General features: G+C 38.5%; 16 protein-coding genes. 6 read left to right on the top strand and 10 right to left on the bottom strand.

Annotated features, from left to right (window positions below; translation table 11 throughout):
• Positions 1-219: 219 nt before the first annotated feature.
• Positions 220-1,134, top strand: a complete 915-nt coding sequence (locus tag ACQKFG_RS08235; protein WP_228467431.1) for a YitT family protein — start codon at positions 220-222, stop codon at positions 1,132-1,134.
• 85 nt (positions 1,135-1,219) lie between these two features.
• On the opposite strand, the gene ACQKFG_RS08230 is transcribed toward ACQKFG_RS08235, so the two are convergent.
• From ACQKFG_RS08230 to ACQKFG_RS08215, 4 genes are all read right to left on the bottom strand, one after another.
• The gene (locus ACQKFG_RS08230; RefSeq protein WP_034307294.1) at positions 1,220-1,414 is read right to left on the bottom strand and encodes a cold-shock protein; all 195 of its coding nucleotides are present in this window, start codon (positions 1,412-1,414) and stop codon (positions 1,220-1,222) included.
• 849 nt (positions 1,415-2,263) lie between these two features.
• Positions 2,264-2,470, bottom strand: coding sequence for a cold-inducible protein YdjO-related protein (locus ACQKFG_RS08225; RefSeq protein WP_192205082.1), 207 nt, complete (start codon positions 2,468-2,470; stop codon positions 2,264-2,266).
• A gap of 129 nt (positions 2,471-2,599) precedes the next feature.
• Positions 2,600-4,723 (bottom strand): DNA helicase RecQ, encoded by a 2,124-nt coding sequence (gene recQ / locus ACQKFG_RS08220; protein ID WP_427558232.1) that lies wholly within the window; start codon positions 4,721-4,723, stop codon positions 2,600-2,602.
• 157 nt (positions 4,724-4,880) lie between these two features.
• Complete coding sequence (locus tag ACQKFG_RS08215) at positions 4,881-5,750, bottom strand: LysM peptidoglycan-binding domain-containing protein (protein WP_342614001.1); 870 nt, start codon at positions 5,748-5,750, stop codon at positions 4,881-4,883.
• A 257-nt stretch (positions 5,751-6,007) separates the two neighbouring features.
• On the opposite strand from ACQKFG_RS08215, the gene ACQKFG_RS08210 reads away from it, so the two are divergent.
• The 3 genes from ACQKFG_RS08210 to ACQKFG_RS08200 are packed head-to-tail and all read left to right on the top strand — an operon-like array spanning position 6,008 to position 7,091.
• A complete protein-coding gene (locus ACQKFG_RS08210; RefSeq protein WP_048679115.1) occupies positions 6,008-6,241 on the top strand; it encodes a spore coat associated protein CotJA in 234 nt (77 codons plus the stop codon).
• Entirely contained in the window at positions 6,242-6,508 is a 267-nt protein-coding gene (locus ACQKFG_RS08205; protein WP_192205085.1) for a spore coat protein CotJB, read from the top strand. It begins immediately after the preceding gene.
• Positions 6,509-6,521: 13 nt separating this feature from the next.
• Positions 6,522-7,091 (top strand): manganese catalase family protein, encoded by a 570-nt coding sequence (locus ACQKFG_RS08200; protein ID WP_192205086.1) that lies wholly within the window; start codon positions 6,522-6,524, stop codon positions 7,089-7,091.
• 45 nt (positions 7,092-7,136) lie between these two features.
• On the opposite strand, the gene ACQKFG_RS08195 is transcribed toward ACQKFG_RS08200, so the two are convergent.
• From ACQKFG_RS08195 to ACQKFG_RS08180, 4 genes are all read right to left on the bottom strand, one after another.
• The gene (locus ACQKFG_RS08195) at positions 7,137-8,009 is read right to left on the bottom strand and encodes a CvfB family protein (RefSeq protein WP_349728261.1); all 873 of its coding nucleotides are present in this window, start codon (positions 8,007-8,009) and stop codon (positions 7,137-7,139) included.
• Between the two features lie 121 nt (positions 8,010-8,130).
• On the bottom strand, positions 8,131-10,968 hold the full coding sequence (locus tag ACQKFG_RS08190) for an ATP-binding protein (protein WP_427557723.1): 2,838 nt from the start codon (positions 10,966-10,968) through the stop codon (positions 8,131-8,133).
• 28 nt (positions 10,969-10,996) lie between these two features.
• Positions 10,997-11,380: a response regulator transcription factor gene (locus tag ACQKFG_RS08185; protein ID WP_349728259.1), complete on the bottom strand. Its 384-nt coding sequence runs from the start codon at positions 11,378-11,380 to the stop codon at positions 10,997-10,999.
• A gap of 117 nt (positions 11,381-11,497) precedes the next feature.
• Complete coding sequence (locus tag ACQKFG_RS08180) at positions 11,498-13,120, bottom strand: diguanylate cyclase (protein WP_427557719.1); 1,623 nt, start codon at positions 13,118-13,120, stop codon at positions 11,498-11,500.
• Positions 13,121-13,433: 313 nt separating this feature from the next.
• Between ACQKFG_RS08180 and ACQKFG_RS08175 the strand changes: the two genes are divergently transcribed.
• Positions 13,434-14,624: an alanyl-tRNA editing protein gene (locus ACQKFG_RS08175; protein WP_427557716.1), complete on the top strand. Its 1,191-nt coding sequence runs from the start codon at positions 13,434-13,436 to the stop codon at positions 14,622-14,624.
• A gap of 96 nt (positions 14,625-14,720) precedes the next feature.
• Here the strand turns inward: ACQKFG_RS08175 and ACQKFG_RS08170 are convergent, their stop codons facing one another.
• Positions 14,721-15,134 carry a hypothetical protein gene (locus ACQKFG_RS08170; protein ID WP_427557713.1) on the bottom strand — a complete coding sequence of 138 codons (414 nt, stop codon included), beginning with the start codon at positions 15,132-15,134 and terminating at the stop codon, positions 14,721-14,723.
• 77 nt (positions 15,135-15,211) lie between these two features.
• On the bottom strand, positions 15,212-15,403 hold the full coding sequence (locus tag ACQKFG_RS08165; protein WP_098369411.1) for a hypothetical protein: 192 nt from the start codon (positions 15,401-15,403) through the stop codon (positions 15,212-15,214).
• 141 nt (positions 15,404-15,544) lie between these two features.
• Here ACQKFG_RS08165 and ACQKFG_RS08160 point away from each other — a divergent pair, with 141 nt between their 5' ends.
• Entirely contained in the window at positions 15,545-16,066 is a 522-nt protein-coding gene (locus tag ACQKFG_RS08160; protein ID WP_427557710.1) for an N-acetyltransferase family protein, read from the top strand.
• Positions 16,067-16,069 lie beyond the last annotated feature (3 nt).

The following is a 16,069-nucleotide window of genomic DNA, read 5'->3' as shown; positions in this document are numbered from 1 at the left end:
AAATCAATTAAATGAGAAATACTATTGTTTTATATGGAGTAGAATATGAATACATGGTACTGACAAGCATTCACAACCCTGCTTCATCATTCCAGGGAATGATGAATAATACCAAAAATTATTCAGGAATATAATAATTAGGAATGTTAATTTCTTTATTTAATTATACCTATAGGTTTATAATTAAATGGAACTTATATAGAGAGAAGGAGTGGGGGCATGATTATGTCAGACCTGGCAGGTGCAAGTACAACAGAAATTATGCAAAAGAAGACCCAGCATAAAAGATTAACACTTAGACAAATTTTACAAAGAGGTCTATTAATTACAATCGGTGCAGTTTTAATGGCTGTCGGCCTCGAGATTTTTTTAGTGCCGAATAACGTAATCGACGGGGGCATAACGGGTATTTCGATTATGTTATCTTACATCACTGGATGGAAGCTTGGAATCTTTCTTTTCATTTTGAATCTTCCTTTCTTTTTTATCGGTTATAAACAAATCGGAAAAACCTTCGCATTCTCTACCCTTTATGGAATTTTAGTCCTTTCCATTACCACTGCATTGCTTCATCATGTACCAGCTTTCACTCAGGATATCCTTCTAGCGTCCGCTTTCGGCGGTATGATTCTTGGAATTGGTGTTGGAATGGTCATTCGATATGGCGGCTCGTTGGATGGCACAGAAATACTTGCTATTCTCGCTAGCAAGAAGCTCCCTTTTTCCGTTGGGGAGATCGTCATGTTCTTTAATTTATTCATCCTTGGCAGTGCGGGCTTCGTATTCTCGTGGGATCGTGCCATGTATTCGATCATAGCCTACTTCGTGGCATATAAAACGATGGATATCGTCATCGCAGGTTTAGACGAATCTAAATTTGTTTGGATTATCAGTGATGAATTTAATGATATCGGCGAAGCGATAATGAATCGTCTTGGACGGGGCGTAACCTTTTTAGCTGGAGAAGGTGCTTATTCTGGTGATGATAAAAAAGTCATCTTTTGTGTAATAAACAGGCTTGAGGAAGCAAAACTTAAAGAGATAGTCAAAAGCTTCGATCCATCTGCATTTCTTGCCGTAGGGGATATCGCGGAAGTTCGAGGCGGTCGATTCAAGAAAAAAGATATCCACTAACCTCACCTGCTTTTTGCTTCATCCAATTGGCAAAAAGATAAAAAAAGCTGAAGGGAGAATCCCCTTCAGCTTTTTTTATCTAGCCTTAATAGTTCCTTGGATTGTTGATTGCTTGAAGCATTCTGGTGCCGGGTTTCATCTCGCTGCTACATAACGGACAAACATGTTCATCATTACTTGTAAAGTTATCGCGAATCCAACCTTTGCAATCTTCTGATGTACATTCCCACACCTTAGTTTCTTCAGGAATGATTTCTTCCGTATTATTTCTTCTATACATATATCTCACTCCTTAGAATTGAATTGACTCCGTCCTGCATAACAGATCACAAGCCATAAAGATAAAAGAAAGAATAGATGGCGTTTAATCTAAATTGTGAGTAAATAACCATTCGCAAATTTAAGTATGATTATTGTTTTCTTTCAAAACAAACTTTTGAATGGTAAGAACTTGAGATTACGACATGATTTTTTCATATCTCAGTACCCATTATATCATATATATGCTTTTTTTATTTGAAGAAAAATTCTAAAAAAGAAATGATTCCCCAAAATGAAACACAGTCCCTGACTTACCCTTCAAGATAATCGAGACTGCGCTGTTCAAGAATCCATTCCATATGGTTCTTCCTGCTCGTTCAATGAACATTTCAAAGCGTATCGAGCATGAGAGTAATTTTTAATGCCAAAACCTAAAACAATGAAAGCCCTGCCTCTCTCCCATCCATACGGTTCCTAGACCGTGCCTGCGAGAATCAGATAAAAGCTTGTAAGTACATGTTTATTAATTAAAACCGTCCGTAATTCCAATTGGGTAGATTAAATTCCAAAAGACAAATGGTACATAGAAGTAAGTTAATGAAGAACAGAAATGGATCGAGGAAAATAATTACATGTAGTTCTTTTTTCTAGATGTGTTTAACTTGTTTCTACTTCATCATGAAAATGATGAAAAATTATTTTATTAATAAAAATGTTACTTTAAATTACCCTCCAGTGCTTTATTTCCATAACACTGAAACTTAATAATACCATAAATATTTTTATATGTAAAGCGTTATTCAAAATGAAATCACTCGTCATACTTCTTTCTTAAAATAAAAAATAAAGAGGCTATGATTCACCTCTTTTATTTAAACGCATTATACTCATTTTCAATTTTTGGAAGTTCCCTGACTTCCTCAATTAATTGACTTCCGCACATTGGGCAATCATAGTTTTCCGAGGCAAAATCTTTTCTCATCCAACCATTGCAATCCGCTGATCCACATGCATATACTATCGTATCTTCCATAACGATTTCTGGTTCCTCTGAATTCTTTTTACCAAAATACATGAGCAACCTCCTCTTTTTTATATAAAGACTCTGATTAAAGGCGCAAAATTCCTCCTTTTTATCATTCCTAGTATACGCAATAAACTAAATTCTTATTTATTCAATGAAAAAATTATCCAAAAAACCTTATCACCTTTCGTTTTCCAACCCTGCTTTAACCAAGATCGCTTTAATCATGAAGTAGGAAATATGCTCAGGCAAGGCTTCTTTTAGCGGTTTCAATTTTTCAGAATCCAATTGTTTCGCAGTTTCCAAAACAAGATCAAACTCTTTATCCGAGAAAATCTCATCCCATTTGATATCCAAATGTTCTTCTGCACACTTTAATAAATGATTTTCAATTGAAACGGAAGACAGCCCTCTCAATGTTCCTATTTCCTTGATTGATTTGCCTTCCCGATATAAGCGGTAGCTTTCTAAATGAGATGGTTTAGTAGCTCGCTTTACCGTTTCCTTTGTAACCATAGTATTCATTTCTATTTCAGGATGTGCCTGTACATACTGGGAAATACCTTGTAAGAACACAGATCCGAAGCGTTCAAATTTCTGCATCCCTACGCCTTTAACTTCCAGGAATTCCTCTTCTGTCCTCGGCAATTTGACAGCCATATCTTTCAAAGATGCATCGGAAAAAATAATGAATGGAGGTACATTTTCCTTACTTGCCAATTCTTTTCTTAACTGTCTTAAATCTTCGAACAACCCATGATCTGCACTGATGCTGCTTACTTTTTTCATTTCCTTACGCAGGACTTTTTTCTGTCCCAGTAACACTTCCCTGCCAGCATTGGTGACCTTGAGGACCGGAAACTGGCCGCCCGTCATTTCGATGTACTGTTTTGCGGTCAGGAAATCAATGAAATCACCTACATCCTTCGCAGATTGATCATTGATGATACCATAGGTTGAAAGCTTCTGGAATCCAAACTCTTCAATTTTCTTATTGCGTGATCCCGTAAGCACTTGGGAAATCATCGTTTTACCGAATCGCTCACCCATTCGCAACATGCATGAAAGGACCATCTGTGCCTGAGTAGTTACTTCAACAGAGTCACGTTTATCTGTACAATTTTCGCAATGACCGCAATCTTCCGGATTTTCTTCTCCAAAGTATCGAAGGATGAAGGCTTGCAAGCACCCTTCTGTAAAACAATAATCCTTCATTCTGTTCAATTTCTTTAATTCCTGGGATTGCCACTCCTGCGAGGGATTAGATTGATCAATCAAGAAACGCTGTATCTGCATATCCTGAGGGGAATATAGGAGGATACATTCACTTTCCAATCCATCCCTCCCTGCACGGCCCGCTTCTTGATAATAACTCTCCATGTTCTTTGGAGTTTGGTAATGGATGACGTATCTGACATTCGACTTATCGATTCCCATCCCAAAGGCGGATGTTGCTACCATCAAGGGAACGTCATCCCGAATGAATTGGTCTTGCTGTTCCGACCGGTCTTGTTCATTCATGCCAGCATGGTATCGACCTGTTTTGAACCCGGCTTTAATAAGTTTGGCATACAAGGTATCGACTTCTTTCCTAGTGGCTGCATATATGATACCGGATTCACTTTTGTTTTTCTCTAAATAGCGCATTAAAAACCGTCCGCGATTTTCTTCTTTCACAACGGAAAAGAACAGGTTATCCCTGGAAAATCCCGTTGATACTGTATGCTGCACTGATATTCCTAGTGACTGACATATATCATCGGTCACATGCGGTGTGGCTGTTGCCGTTAATGCCAGTACAGTCGGAGCTGATGGCATGTTTTTCAATAAGGTTTTGATTTTTAAATAACTTGGTCTGAAGTCATGTCCCCATTGAGATATACAGTGGGCCTCATCAATGGCAACCAATGAAATTTCCACATTAAATAGGTCCTGTTGAAATGCAGGATTTTCCAGCCGTTCAGGTGCAACATAAACTAGCTTATATCTACCCTGCTTAATATCGTTCATTCTATTGGATGATTCTATCCCAGAAATGGAGCTATTAAGAAATGTGGCATCAATCCCATTTTGTTCGAGGGCATCTACTTGGTCCTTCATCAAGGAAATAAGTGGGGATATCACGAGTGTTACACCTGGTAACAGAAGGGCTGGAATTTGGTAACATATTGATTTACCTCCGCCAGTAGGCATGATTCCCGCCGTGTTTATTCCTTCTAAAACTTGTTCGATAATCTGTTCCTGACCTTTTCGGAATGATTCATAACCAAAGTATTCCTGTAAATAATCACGAGCTTTTTCCATCAATTTACTACTCCTCCTATATTCCTTGTTAGGATTCATAAGGATCTATTTCTTTCATTGTACCTGCTTTTCCCGTGAACCAAAAGGACAAAAAAAGCAGACACATTATGTCTGTGTCTACTTTTTTCAATATATAAACATGTTTTGTATGGTTTAATTAATTCAGGATTTGAACTTTGACGTTTTTAACGCCCCAATTCACGGCATCTTTTTCGTTAGGTACAAAAATGTCCACTCTATTCCCTTTGATGGCACTGCCTGTATCAGCTGCGGTCGCGTAGCCATAACCCTCTACATAAACTTTAGATCCAAGCGGAATGACTGATGGGTCCACTGATATTACCTTTGCATCAGGATTAGCTTTCAGGTTAACTCCTGTGGCTGTAGTACCGCTGCAGCCTTGACAATCAGCCGTATAGGCAGTTGCCCTAACAGTGATTTCCTTTTTGATTCCTGCTTGATCGTTGGATTCATTGTTTGTGTCTGCTTTTTCAGATGATTCTGCTGGTTCCGATTGTTCAACCGGCTTTGTTTGTTCTGCTGGTTTCGATTGTTCCACTGGCTTTGATTGTTCTGCTGGCTTTGATTGTTCCACTGGCTTTGATTGTTCTGCTGGTGCAGCTTGCTTTGATTCCTGCGCTGGCCCTACACTCGCAGCTTCTACTTTATTAGCTGCAGGTTTAATGACCAGTTTCTGGCCAGGATGGATTGTATCTGAATTTAAACCGTTCCAAGATTTAATATCATTTACCGCTACATCATATTTGTCTGCAATTTCCGATAATGTGTCCCCTGACTTTACTTTATAATGCTCCTCTTGAGAAATATGTATGGTTTCTCCGGCATAAATCACGTCTGAAGACAAATTGTTCCAAGACTTAACATCTTCTATTGATACTTTATATGTTTGAGATATCCCCCATAATGTGTCTCCATCTTTCACTTTGACATCTTCTGCTTGTACCGGAATTGTAAATGCACCGGATATTGCAGCCGCTGCCGCTAACGATAAGATTGATTTTTTCATATGTTTGTTACCTCCTTGTGAGCTGCTTTATAAGCTATGAGTTAAATCTTAACATAGTATTCTTCTATACAAAGAACAAACAGATAAAGAATAGATGACAAACATCACAGCAAGATAACGGGACTATAACAAGATTTTTTAATATTCTGAAAAAACATCATTTTCCAGATAATTTCCTTTCCAGGCCAGAGAAGTCATATTATGCATTATCCAGGCATAAAAATTAAAAGCTATATCTTTACAAAGGAGGTATTTTTTTGACTCGCGAAAAGACTTTTACATTAGTTAAGTCATATAAACCTTTCCATAGTAAATTCGATCCTTGTCCGCCTATTGGGAGAAAGTATTACAGGACACCTCCTAATTTGTATATTAATTTTCAACCGCCTAATATGGAGCAGTTCACACCGGAAGAAGCTTTGAAATACGGTACACTTTGGAAATTCTTTTATGATTTTTATGATAATCCATATCGGGAAAGGGAGACGTAAATGAATAAGAACCTGGATGATGAATATTATCAGTTGCTTGAACAAATACAGGCTGCCGATTTCGTACTTGTCGAGTTGACTCTTTATTTGGATACACACCCTAACGACCAGCAGGCTTTACAGCAATTTAATCAATTTCATGAATATTCCAAACAGTTGAAATCGGTTTTTGAGCCTAAATATGGTCCATTATTGGGATTTGGAAACAGTCCAGGCGGTGAAAATAAATGGGAATGGGGCCAAGGCCCTTGGCCATGGCAGGTATAAGGAGAGATGAGCTATGTGGGTTTACGAAAAGAAGCTGCAATATCCAGTTAAAGTCAGGGACTGTAATCCTCGATTGGCTAAATTTTTAATAGAACAATACGGGGGTGCTGATGGTGAGTTGGCTGCAGCACTCCGATACTTAAATCAACGATATACAATTCCGGATAAAGTGATTGGCCTGCTGACGGATATCGGAACGGAAGAATTCGCTCACCTGGAAATGATTGCCACAATGATTTATAAACTTACAAAAGATGCCACACCACAGCAGATGGCCGCAGCCGGCCTAGGTGAACATTATGTCAATCATGATAGTGCTCTTTTTTATCAAAACGCGGCAGGAAGTCCGTGGACTGCCACATATATTCAAGCTAAAGGCGATCCGATTGCTGATTTATATGAAGATATTGCCGCTGAAGAAAAGGCCAGAGCAACCTACCAGTGGTTGATTGACATCTCGGATGATCCTGATATCAATGATTCACTCAGGTTTTTACGTGAAAGGGAAATTATCCATTCGATGAGGTTCAGGGAAGCTGTGGAGATTTTAAAAGAAGAAAAAGGTAAAAAGAAGTTCTTTTAATGAAATTCACATAAAAAAAGGCAGCGGAGAAAATCCGCTGCTTTTTCATTTTCGGTCTGAAGAATATGTCCATCCATCTTCCTGGTAAATCTTTTCTTCTTTCATCAGTTTGCCGAGAGCACGCTTGAACGCTCCCTTGCTCAAACCGAAGTGAAACTTAATATCATCAGGTGGCGTTTTGTCACCATAAGGCATTGCACCGCCGCGATTCATTAAGTAAGTGAAGATGATATCAGCATCTTCCCCCATTAAATCTTGTTTAAAGGGGATTAATGAAACGTTAAGCGTTCCATCTTCTTTACTATCAATGACGCGCCCTTCAACTAATTCACCAAGACGGGGCTCCTCCTTGCGTTCACTCTCGTGAATAAAACAGCGGTACCCTTCTTGCGAAATAAAGAAAGATCCAACCATAAGCAAACGATAGACATTTCCCTTAATACTGGTATTACGGACTCCTTTTAAAGGAGCTTTCACTGCAATCTCCTGAATTATATCTTCCGTTGCAAGTTTACCAAACAGGCGATCATGACGATCTGTCTTCAGGGATACAAATAAACGATCACCAACCTCGGGCCATAAGCGATCTATATTCGGAAGGTCATCCAGGGATACAAGAATATCTTTGGAAAGACCGATGTCCACAAAAACACCCAGTTTCCTTTTCACATTGACAACTTCCGCCCAGCCATATCGATCAATCTGAATTTCGGGTATCTTCATTGTCGCTGTTAGCCTTGCTTGTTTGTCATGGTAGATGAACACAGTTACTTCATCGCCAATCTCAAGTTCCGTTCCTTCATTCATTTCATTATGATGAAGTAAGACATCTTCTGAACCATCCGTTAAAAACCATCCAAAATCAGCCTTACGTTCCACTTCTAACTCTACAGCCATACCGGCCTGAATTTTTTGCATGAATAAAAATCCTCCTGTAACTTACCTTTACCTACAATTGTACCCAATTATTTATTTTTCCAACATATTTGAATTTATCATTTTTTTGGTGTTCTGTATACCTATTACGGTTTTTTATTTTTTAACCCTTCTTTTCTTCATGGAATACTTGCGGGATCAGAATCTGCCCTTGTTTACCGTTACTTAACAAGGTATGCATGATCACTTTGGATAATTGGCTCGGTTTATAAGGTTTAACTAAATAATCCTTCGCTCCCAAGGAAATTCCCTTCTCCCTTTCGTCAAGTGCAGTCGATACAAAAACGGGAATCTCATTCAAGTGAGCAGATCCTTTTAATTCCCTTAGGATAGTCCAGCCGTCCATCTCTCCCTCTTCAAGAAGGATATCCAGTACAATGGCATCCGGAGGTGAGGTTTTCAGTTTTTGAAATGCCTTTCTACCACTGTTGAAATAGCTAACGTGGAAGCCACTGTCCATCAATTCATATTTTAGCAGTTCCGCTAAGTTTATATCATCTTCAATGACCATGATTTCATGGTTAAGTTTTCTTGGCTGTCCTTCATGGTTCTGCCCCAATTCTTTCAGAGTTACTCTAGGTAAGGATATGGTAAATGTACTTCCATGTCCATAATTGGAAACCACCGAAACATTTCCGCCGTGTGACTTTATGATTTCATCAACAATGGCTAATCCAAGGCCCGTTCCTCCAATCCGCCTGCGATCTGAATTATCGACCCTATAAAATTTCTGGAATAAATGCGGCAGTGATTCTTTTGGGATGCCTAAACCCTCATCCTGGATATCTATGAAAAGCATATCGTTCCTGCTATATACTCGGACAGAGATCCCGCCCCCATCAGGAGAATATTTGATTGCATTGCTTAAAAGGTTTGAAAACGCTTGTTCAATTTTTAAGCGATCCCCTAGGATCATTAAATCCTTGGCTTCGATATTGAGCCGAATATCGTGCTGTGCTGTATTTATTTCCAAATGTTCAATTACCTTTTGAATTAATGGAATGATTTCCACATATTTTTTTTCATATATTTGTTTACCGGACTCCATTTTTTGAACATCCAGGAAATCATTGATAAGTGCGGTAAGCCTTTTTGCTTCATTGTAAATTGTCTGTAAATATTTTGTTTGTCTTTCGGGTTTCAATGGTTTGTTCAGCATCAATTCGGTAAAACCAAGGACGCTTGCAAGCGGTGTCCTTAATTCATGACTAACTGTACTGACAAATTCGGACTTCATTTGATCCACTTCATATTCTTTTGTAATATCACGATAAACTAAAATTGTGCCATAGCCTTCATCGCGATAATGCAGTGTTTCAAGATATACCTTTATGACCTGATTCGTCTCTTCCTTTTTAAATGTAAAACTTCGTTCTTCATCATTCACTCCCTCCGGATTATTGATCGCTTCATCCATTGCATATAAAAACCTCTCCCCCTCCATTTGAGCAGCCATTTCAGCACTCCACGTTTCCCATGACATGTCAATTATTTGCTCAGGAAAAGAACCTATTTTAAAAATATCGCAAAATGGCTGATTGACCTGAATGATCTTTCTTTCCTGATCAATCAATTGGATGCCTTCCTGAATCGTGTTCAGGATATCCTGATTCAGCTTCCTATTCTCTTCTGTCTGTTCGTAAAGCTTGATCTTGTCAAGCGACGTTGAAATTTGCTTAGCCAAGGTTTCGCATTCTTCCACTTCCTGATCGGTAAATGGTGTCCCGTACCTGCTGAAAACCATGATTGCATCCACTTCTTTAAACGTGGATAAAACGGGAAGATATAAATCATAACTGTAATTCTTATTTTCGTGATACCCTTTCTCAGCCACATCTTGTTCTCTCTTTATAGTGAAGGGTTTCTTCTCTTCAAGGAGACGATGATTCAAACCGCTGTGGATATTATTCCGGAATTGCCGTATTCCATTTTCCGATATTCCGAATGATGAGGAGACATCCTCATGTACTAAAGCAATCATCCCACGATCAGCAGAAATTAACCTGCTCATATTAAAGACAATGCTTTTTAGCACTTCCTTTTTATCTAAAGTCGATGATATACCATTGATCAGTTCATTTCTCCTCGTGAGCTTCTGCTCATTATCAGTGATGATTCCAAGTGTTACTTGAAGTTCATTTTGCTGGGCTTGAAGTTCATCCTGCTGTGCAAGCAGTTCTTCATTATGCGCCATCAATTCCTGCTCTTTTTCCTGAACGCTTGTAAACATTTTTTTGAATGCAATCGACAATACCCCTAGCTCATCCTTCCGGTTCTCCTTGACGGAAATAACAGCCTCCCGTCCGGCTGCAATTTCATTCGCCGCTATTGAAAAATCCGAAAGAGGTCTTCCTATGTTCCGGATGATCGATCTGACGATGAATAAGAAGATGAATAAGAAAATAAGAACGAACCCGACAAAGGCTCCTTGAATATAGGACTGCTCTTTCGTCAGATCCTTCACATTTTTATCGAGCCTTTCCGTTAAAGTGCCCGAGTATGATTTAATAGTACTGCGAAGACTCGTAATTTGTGCCGTAATTTCAGTACTATCCATTTTTTCAACCTCTAACTTCCCCCCTTTTTTTTCGGAATCAAATAAAGATGGAAGAACCCCACTAAAATAATATTCAGTAAAAGTCCCAAGCTCATTGGAGATATTCTTATCCTCCTTTGTATTGGCAATCTCCTTAAACGCTTCAATATTTTCCGTGATTGAAGTTTCCTCATTTAATGCTTTATCCTTTAATGCATCATTATTGAAAGCTATATATCCCTTAATATCTAAAAAGACGGTATTATATTGATCGAATATTTCATCCATCAACAATTGTTTATCCACAATGCTTTGCCTCTGTTGGATATATTCAGTATTCAAAGACTGCAAAAAATAAAATAAAACCCCTGTACCGACAATAAATAAAATGATACAACCCGTCATTAAAGAAACTACTTGCCTAGAAAGGCTCTTAGTAAAGTAAGGATTCAGTTTCATGCAAAATGACCTCGATTTTTTCTATTAATTTTAACGGACTAAATGGTTTGGACATGAAATAATCCGCACCCGCTTCCAATATCCTTTCTTGTTCAAATTGTTGGCTTTTTGCAGATAACATCAAGATTTTCCCTTGGTTTTTAATTTCAGACGACTGGATTTTTTCAATGATTTCCAATCCGGTATATCCGGGCATCATATAATCAAGAATTATAAGGTCGTACGTATTGCTTTCGAGAAGCTGTATGGCCTCCATTCCATCCGCTGCTTCATCAACCTCATAATCTTCATCTTCTAAAGTGTCAACTACTAGCATACGTAACACTTCCTCATCTTCCGCTAATAAAATACGCTTCATCATTCATCCTCCTAATTAACCTTCATGCGATTGGTGACTTGACTCCTGAAGTGTTCATGCTCCATTTTGCAGATGGTATTCCATCGCAATATGTGACCGTAAAATCCCCTTGCCCAGTTAAATTAACTTCGTCAATAGACGCTCTATCCTAGCCTGAAGTTCCCTAATGCTAAATGGTTTCGTTACATAATCATCCGCACCAAGTTTCAAAGCATTTGCAATAGCATTTGTACTTTTCCTTCCAGTTAGCATTAAAACGGTGAAAAACTCAGCATTACTGCTTTGTTTCACATTTTGCAGCACTTCAATTCCATCCATGATGGGCATCACTCCATCCAGGATTAAAAAATGCCCTACATCTTCTTTTGCTCGATTGGATTTCAAAAATGATGGACCATCTTCATATACAGCGATATTCAAATCAAAATGCGGAATTTGTAGCGAATGCAAGGCTTTAGTTAAGATGGTCCGGATAATGAAATCATCATCGATAACGGACACATTGAGGGATTTCTTGTTATTTCCCGCTATTTGCATGCTTCCAACTCTTCCGCGACCTGAGCGTTTCGCTTCATATAAGGATGTGTCGGCTTCCTCCAATGCCTTCTTGGGCGTAACATCTTCATTATCAACCGTAAAAACACCCGCAGAAAATGTAACCGAAAATGTGTGACCATTCTGGTTGAATTTCTTTGCAGAAAAGTCCTTGATTAACTTTGTTAACTTGTGTTTAGCTTCATCATTCGATGTATCGGGGAAAATAATGATGAATTCCTCCCCTCCATACCGGCAAATCAAGTCCGAATTCCTTATATTGCTTTTCATGAATCGGGCAAACTCAGCCAGTACAAAGTCGCCCACCGAATGTCCATATTGATCATTCACCCTTTTAAAGTGATCTAGATCAATGATGCTTATCGAAAAATGACGCCCTGACCGCTTATAATCATTAAAATAGCGTGGCAGTGTATCTTCTAGGAATCTTCTATTATATACCTGTGTCAACTCATCAATAAGCACCGATTGATCAAAGATTTTCTTCCGCTGTATATGCCTTTCCATCTTTACGATAAACTCATCGATATCAATCGGCTTACCAATAAAATCATCCGCACCCATCTTGAATGCTTTTATCCGGGAATCTTTATCGTTCTGTATGCTGATCATGATCTTCGGTATGAAATATTTCTCGTTATGTAGATGAATCTCTTGAAGGATTTGAAAACCGTCCTTTGCAGGTAACTGAATATCAAGAATTAGGCAATCCGGCTGCATTTCAAAGTATTGATTTGTCGCTTTGACAGGGTCGGCGTTCGTTATGACCATCCATCCCTTATCCTCCAATAGATCTTTCAATAAAATCAACATGGAAATATCATCATCAATGATCTGGATGAGCGGGGCTTGTGAATCGCGGACAGGTTTTGCTTTTATTTCAACTTCATCAAAATGCTCATATTCATATGTATGTTCAATGAGCTCAAAAAGGAAATTCCTAAGTTCCGTCCGATTCCAGACCTGCTCACTATCTTCATCCATCCCTTCCAATAGCTGTTCGGTGATGGACATAAGTCCACACAATTGCAGGGTACCAGCCGTTCCTTTGATTGAATGCAGAAAACGGAATATCTCTTGGGCAGGAATGGTCTGCTCTGCATCCAGCTCTAACCAATCAGATAGTTTGTTTTTTATATTCCCAAATAAGCTATTTTTGTATTTTTCCATATTTACAAGATTCACTTCTTATCACTTAACCCTTTCCACCTAAACGACCCTACGGTCATCCTACTCCCAACAATTTCAACAATGACTTTTTGACTACTAAAATCTGTTTAACTCACTTTAACTAGGCCTAAAGTATATGCTTTCAGGAATATTTTACATCATAAGGGTTAGTCTGATAAATAGAATATTGCCATCTTGCACAATTTATTTAAAATTTGTCATAAAGTTTACTTATTTACCTGACTTTTTCTTCTAAATCCGCAATTTCATACTCAGGTATTTCGATGATATAATTTAATGATCAACAGAAAGGAAAAAGAAATCATTCATGACAAAAAAATTGTATTACACATCCACAAAGACTTCCCAATGGGATACCAAAATTCAGGAGAGCTTTGAAGAAGATGGCTTTTATTACATCACTCTTGAAGAAACCGCTTTTTATCCCGAAGGGGGCGGTCAGCCTGCAGATACTGGTTTAATAGAAGGAATCACCGTTCTTGACGTTAAAAAAGGCAATGATGGAACGATTCTGCATAAGACGGAGAAAAGGCCAGATTCAGAAATCGTACACTGTGAACTTGATTGGTCCCGTCGCTTCGATCATATGCAACAGCATAGCGGTCAGCATTTACTCTCTGCTGTCTGCAGGGAACTGTTCGACTCTAATACGGTCAGCTTTCACCTTGGAAACGAATATTTAACGATCGATATAATGTCAGGAGTTCAATGGACTGAAGAACATACGGCTGCTGCTGAAAAGCTAGTTAATCAATATATCATCGAGAATCGCGAAATACTTATCTATTACGTGACAAACGAGCAATTACAGACACTTCCTGTCGTCAAAATGCCTAAAGTTTCAGAGAATATCCGTATTGTCGAGATTGAAGGGATTGAATATAACCCTTGCGGTGGAACCCATGTAGAGCGTACAGGTGAGATTGGCTTAATAAAAATTTTCAAAACGGAAAAGCAGAAAGAGCATACCCGTCTCTATTTTAAGTGCGGCTTCAGGGCATTGAACGATTATTCCGAAAGTCTAGGCATTCTTTCAGCATTATCGAATAAGTTCAATACCGGACGTACAGAGATTCTGAATAGGGTGGAGAAACTGGAGAATGACTATAAGCAGTTACTATCGGCAAATGAAAACTTAAAACTTGAAAATGCAAATTTTCTTGCTGACTCTCTGCTTGCAGAAAATGCAGGGGAATTCATCTCTCATATTTTCGAAGATAGATCAATGAAGGAACTTCTTTACCTTGCAGGTACGATTGTAAAAAAGGAAAAGGTTACCGTATTATTAGCATCACGTAAGGAGCAAAAGGTCATCCTTACGCACAGTGGGGCCATGCCCTTACACTGCGGACAATATTTCAGGGCCGAACTCGGTTCTTATAACGGGAAAGGCGGAGGGAACGAACAGACTGCACAAGCAGGTTTTGCGTCACAAAATGACTTAATTGAATTTTACCAATACACAGTTGAAAAATTAGGTCATAATCTTGGTGTATAAAACCTTTGCGTAGTGGTTGAAGACATTCGTGATGAACAAGGAAATCATGACTTCCAAGAACGATAAGAAAGAGGACAAATTATGTCCTCTCTCTTTTTATTCTTCAATTTTCAATTTTACTAATCCGTGTTCTTCAATATGAAGATGATATTTTTCTTCAAGCTCCATGATACGTTTAAACGCTTCCTCCTGATTGTATTCATGTTTATCCGACTCCTCGGCAAACTCTTTTCTAGCCAAATGGTAAGCAAGCTTATCCCTGAACACTCCTTCTTCATACTCATTTATGACTTCATGAAGTTGCTCCTCCAATTCCCTGCTTATATCATAAATTTCATGTTCCTTCACAAACTGGACACCTTCCATGCCGAAATCTTTGGCAAAGGAATTGAGATACTGTTCCACTTCACTGAACTCTTTATTATTTTCAGTATCGGAAGCAACCCAATATCCGTACTGAACCATTTTGAATAATGTCTCATACTGTTTCTTGGTAAAATTGATTTTCATGTCGATACTCCTTTTCCGGTTTCCTTACAACAAAAAGAATAAACCGCAATGGAACAAAAGTCCAATGCGGTTTATTCTCAATCCAATATTTCCGTTACTGAAAAATAAGCTGCTTTTTCCGTATCTACGACATAATGGCAATCGCCTTTAACTAAATTATAATAGCGGTGCTTTTGAATATTTGAAATCATTTGAGTTGAGTCATCGCCTTCAACCTCATGCTCTAGTTCTTTGCCACCCGGAAAATAAAAACTAACTTTCAATTTCATCTTTCTCATCCTTCCCCTCATCTGGTTGAATCACTCTTTTATTTCTTATCCTTTCTCATGCAGTTTTAAACATAAATAAAATGCTAATTCACTTTTTCCATGATATTCTAGGGAAAAATACGAAAATCAGAAGGTGTTTTCATGAAGATAAGGAAAGCCAAAGAAAAAGATGTAATTGGAATAGCAAATGTCCATATTAACAGCTGGAAAACGACTTATAAAGGAATCCTCCCGGACCAATATATGTCCTCCATGAATCTAGAAGCCAAAAAGAAAAACTGGCTAAGAAATTTAAAGATGCTGCATAATGCCACCTTTGTAGCGGAAAACGCCAATGGGGAAATTATCGGTTTCGCTGCCGGCGGGCCTGAACAAGCGAAGGATCCGCATATTCAAGGTGAAGTGTATGCCATATATTTTTTAAAAGAATATCAACGGCAGGGACTCGGCCGAAAAATGATAAAAGCGGTCATACATGAGCTTATTGAAATGGGACATAAGAATTTAATAATCTGGGCATTAAAGGATAATCCTTCATGCGGTTTTTACAAAGCCCTTGGCGGTCAAGTGATAGCTGAAAAAACCGTTAAAATGGCAGGCATCGAGCTCATCGAAGTCGGTTTCGGGTGGGAAGATATTCAGGATATCCTTTTGCATTTGTAATCG

It is taken from the genome of Peribacillus sp. NPDC076916 (genome assembly GCF_050269675.1).
Taxonomy (GTDB): domain Bacteria; phylum Bacillota; class Bacilli; order Bacillales; family DSM-1321; genus Peribacillus; species Peribacillus aracenensis.
Note: the sequence above shows the minus strand (reverse complement) of the source record. Positions and strands in the feature narration are given on the sequence as shown.